This window comes from Paenibacillus sp. 01T422 (genome assembly GCF_056398785.1).
Genome location: NZ_JBFTQB010000527.1, coordinates 1 through 4473 on the forward strand (window position 1 = coordinate 1; position 4473 = coordinate 4473).

General features: G+C 44.9%; 2 protein-coding genes. Both read right to left on the minus strand.

Translation table 11 applies throughout. From position 1 onward, the window contains the following. Positions 1-2558 (minus strand): glycoside hydrolase family 3 N-terminal domain-containing protein (locus AC1DUA_RS24990; RefSeq protein WP_477502336.1); only part of this gene is annotated, 2558 nt, incomplete at its 3' end. A gap of 159 nt (positions 2559-2717) precedes the next feature. Further along, complete coding sequence (locus tag AC1DUA_RS24995; protein WP_477502337.1) at positions 2718-4292, minus strand: response regulator; 1575 nt, start codon at positions 4290-4292, stop codon at positions 2718-2720. Positions 4293-4473: the final 181 nt, after the last annotated feature.

Below are 4473 nucleotides of genomic sequence, written 5' to 3' on the forward strand. Positions count from 1 at the left end.
ACCTTACCATCGTTGTTCACATCCGCTAACATAAATTGTGCCCAGTCTGGACTACTTGATGTTTTTCCGAATGCCGCAGCAACTATGCCTAGATCACCAATTGTAACTTTACCATCACCGTTTAGATCACTTAGAGTAGAACTAATCTTTACATTTTGGAAAACGTTGGCCACCCGAGTCTCTTTACCAGTTCCATCTGATAAAACGATGCTAGACAAAGTAACGCGAGCAGGCGGCGTAACAGCAGCTACCTTCGCTTTAAATTGAAGCTTAATGAGGTCACCATCCGTTGTTATTTCGTTACTTGATCCTAAACTTGCGAGCAAAATCCTTACTTTTCCAGGCTCCGTCACATTTTTACTAACGATGGACAATCCTGTTTTTAGTGATTGTGCATCTACAAATTCCATTTGATTCGGATCAAAATTGAGTGTCAAATCCTGTGCATATACGTCTTTATAAACACTTTGGGTTACATTTTTCAAACCATAATTCAAACTAAAAGTTTTTCCAGTTGCTACGGAACTGCTTCCTGCTAGAGTAGCCCTTGCACCATAAGATAATCCAAAACCGAACGAGTAGTCGTCACCAGCCGCATTTGTGTAAGCGTAGTGAAAATTCTCTGCGTAGCCTGGAACATCCGATGCGTTATTCTCGACGGCCGCCTGGTTAGCTGGGATCGTAATTGGCAGAATGCCCGTAGGGTTGTAACGCCCACGAATAACGTCCAGCAAGGCTTCGCCTTTGACATCGTAAGTTGCCACTACTGCTGCAGCGTTAGGCTCGATCTCATTAATGACCCATGGATTGGTCATGTTGATAGCAAGAGTGGTCGGAACAGCCGCCTCGATCTGCTTAATTTTATTCACGTCAATGCCTGTGAGCGTACTCAACTGAATCTCCTGACTGGAATTGTCGGGGTAGGCATAAATAGTCGGCAGAGCCCACACAAAAGCGGCATTCGCCTCTGCGAGCGTATTGACGATGGTCACAGATGGGTCATTTTTTGTAATGAGTTTTTTAAGTGCGGTGGTTTGCGTGGCACTGTTATTACCGTTGAAAACTTCAACGTACAGTTTCTTGGTGGCGATGCTTGCGTCGGACAGTGGCAACATCCCCTTGTTGTTGCGAAGGAGTGTAATCGATTTGTGATGTGCCTCATCGGCTCGCGCTTGGGATGCAGGCGAACTGGCAATCTCCTGAGCCTTCTCCGGGTCTGTGTAAGGGTTTTCAAAAAGTCCTAGATCAAACATTTCAGTAAGCAAGTGCGCCACGGAGGGGTTGAGTTCCTCTTCGCGGAGTAAGCCCGTGTTAATAGATGAGATCAGCCCGCTTGGATCGTTATTATCCGAGAAGATGTTTGCCCCGGCGTGAATCGACTTCGCGAACTTCTGTTCAATCGTCAGATCATGCACGCCAAAATCACGAGTGGTCAGTGGTCCGCTATCGGTGTTGACATAGCCAGTGAAGCCCATCTTGTTTCGCAGAATGTCGGTGATTAGGGTCTTATTATACGCTCCTGCCACTTCCTCGAATTGCTGGTCTTTGGAGTACCACAATTCATCAGGGAGCTGCTTAGCGCTTAGCGCGTTGCTTGGAACATTGTAATAGGACATTATTGAGCTCACACCAGCGTCAATTGCGGCTTGGAATGGTGGCAGTTGGTATTTAAAAAGACTGCCCTCCGTTGGGTAGGTTGCCCACTTACCGGGTTCGTTGTGTGGGTCGAGACCTCGGACCACAGCACCGTCACCGACGAAGTGTTTCATAGTCTGTGCAACAGATTTATTGCTCAGCTTCTCGCCTTGGAAGCCGAGGACCAGCTCACGAGCAATCTTCGAGTTCAGTTCTGTCCCCTCACCAAAGGTACCGGAAATTCGGTTCCATCGCGGCTCCGAAGCGATTTCTACCTGGTATCCATAGGTTTTCTGGATGCCAGACGAGCRCCACTCATCACGGGCGGTCTCGGCGAAGTCGCGGATGATGCTGAGATCGCCCGTTGCTGCAAGTCCCAATGTACCGGGCCATGTAGAGAACTGCCCGGAAGCCTCACTGATACCGAATGTGAGCTGCTGACTTACGTGATTGCGAGGGTTGGAGGTGAAGACGAGCGGGATGCCAAGCGGGCTAGCCTCCGCGACCTCTTGGTATGTGTTCGCTCTCTTAGCAAGCTCCAAAGCCGTTAGGTTGTCACGGATAATGAGATAACGAATATGGCGATTATTAACAAAGTCATTGATGCCGTTGATGTCACTTGGTAGAGAAGTAATCTGCATGATTCCAGCCTTTTCCTCCATGCTCATTCGCGGAAGAAGATCGGCTACGCGCTGATTGGTGGACAAACGCCAGTCCTCGTAGGGATCCAGTGAACCGTTCCCATTTAAATCCTTGAATGTCTTGCCATCGATAGTAAGAACATTCTTTATATGACTGGATATTTCAGGCTGAGATATACCCGTATCCGCACTTACACTAGATATAGCGAGCGGTGTTGTCAGCAACGATAAAGTAAGCGATGAAACCATAACCTTCTTAGAATGTTTCGAAAAAAATGTCATATTGACTTTCCCCCACCTTCACAAAGTTAAACGCTTTCAATATGGAATGATTTATTTCTATGTAACTAGTCTAGCAGCACATCTCAAACGTTTTCTAACCAATAGGACGACTCTAATTCCTCTTAATAATCGGTGTAATTCTCAATTGGATCACCTCCTTTACGCATTCTTATAATCCGAAGGGGATATACCTGTGTACTTTTTGAAACAGAGACTGAAGTAATGCGCATTTTTGAAGCCCACCTTTTCGGCTACTTCATACGACTTCAAGTCAGATATTCGAAGCAGTTCCATCGCCTTATTCATGCGCAATTGATTGAGAAATTCACTAAAATTAATGTTTTTTTCCTTCTTGAAGATAATACTTAAATAAGTAGGACTGATGTGTACTACGCTTGAAACATCCTGCAGAGAAAGACCCTCTTGATCATAATGCTGCTCCATATATTCCATAGCGCGATTAATGAGCTTCTTCACCTGATTGTCGCGTTGATGATTGACAATCGACACCAACTGGTTAACGAGCTGCCGGATACAAACAAAAATTTCATGAACCGTTTGCATTTGCTGTTGTTTGTTATAAATGGAATAAAAATCATCTAGTTGCTTCGCTTGTTCTTCTAATTCCTTGTACATCAGAAGGGTAATTTCGATCCCGATTAAACGTGTTCTGGATAAGGAAATTGATTGACTCTCAATGATGGATTGCTCCATCGCATCCAAGATGGCAAGCGCCTCCCCCGCCAAACCCAACTTGACTTTCAAAGCCAATTCCTTTTCTAAACCATCAAAAACGATGGATTCTTTGCGAGGCGACAAACCAGTATCGGCAATAGTTAACACGCGATTCGTCCCCAAAATATGGCGGAATTCCAGCGAAGAGCGGGCATCCTGATACGAGAATGCAATTTCCGATGTCTGCTCATAAGCAAAACCAATGCCTGCAGTAATCGTGGTTTTCAAAAATTTCTCTACATTGGCACGGATGGTCTCCGCAATCTGATAAGCCTGCCATTCCGCTTTCTCTCGATTGCATTCAGTAAACACAATAATTACGACCTCGTCCTCATTTGAATTAAAGACAAGACCCTTGGCCATGCTAGAGAGTGTTTCTTCAGAAACGTTGATAATACAATATTTGAGGATTTCTTTTCCAAACCTGTTCTGGTAGTCAGTGTAACTATAATCATCTGCCTTCAGTAAAATAACTACAAAGTGTGCTGCAACTAGTTGAAGACCGAGGAAGTCGATACCCGACTTAATTTCCTCCGTAGTCAATTTCCCGTTAAACAGCTTGACCAAAAATTGCTGCCTCAAGAGTGGCAATCCTTCGATGACCTTCTGTTTTATTTCCGACTCATGTTCAAGTTCTTTAATTGCACGCTTCGCTGCATCAAGTAATTTCCCAGAATCAACTGGCTTTAATAAATAGTCAAACACCTTAAGTTGCAGGGCCCTCTTCGCAAATTCAAAATCATCGTAACTTGTCAGCATCAAAATTTTTGTATCGGGATACGCTTTAACGACTTGCTCAGTAAACTCGAAGCCATCAACAAAAGGCATACGGATATCGGTAATAATTAAATGCGGTCGCTTCTCGACTACGAGATTCATGCCTTCCTCACCATTCGCTGCAGTCCCCACAACTTCAAAGCCATTAGCCTGCCACTCGATGTTCTTACTTAAACCACGAGTAATGATGACTTCGTCATCTACAATTGCAACCTTATACATACCGGGCCCCCCTTGATTATTACTGTTATCTGAAAGTGACGATGACTACGGTTCCCGCTTCAGGATTACTCTCATAGGTGAGTCCATACTTCATGCCATAATTCAACTGCAGGCGCTTATGTACATTATAAATTCCGAAGCCGGCACCATCCTCACCGGTACGCCTGTCCGACAAAGAAGC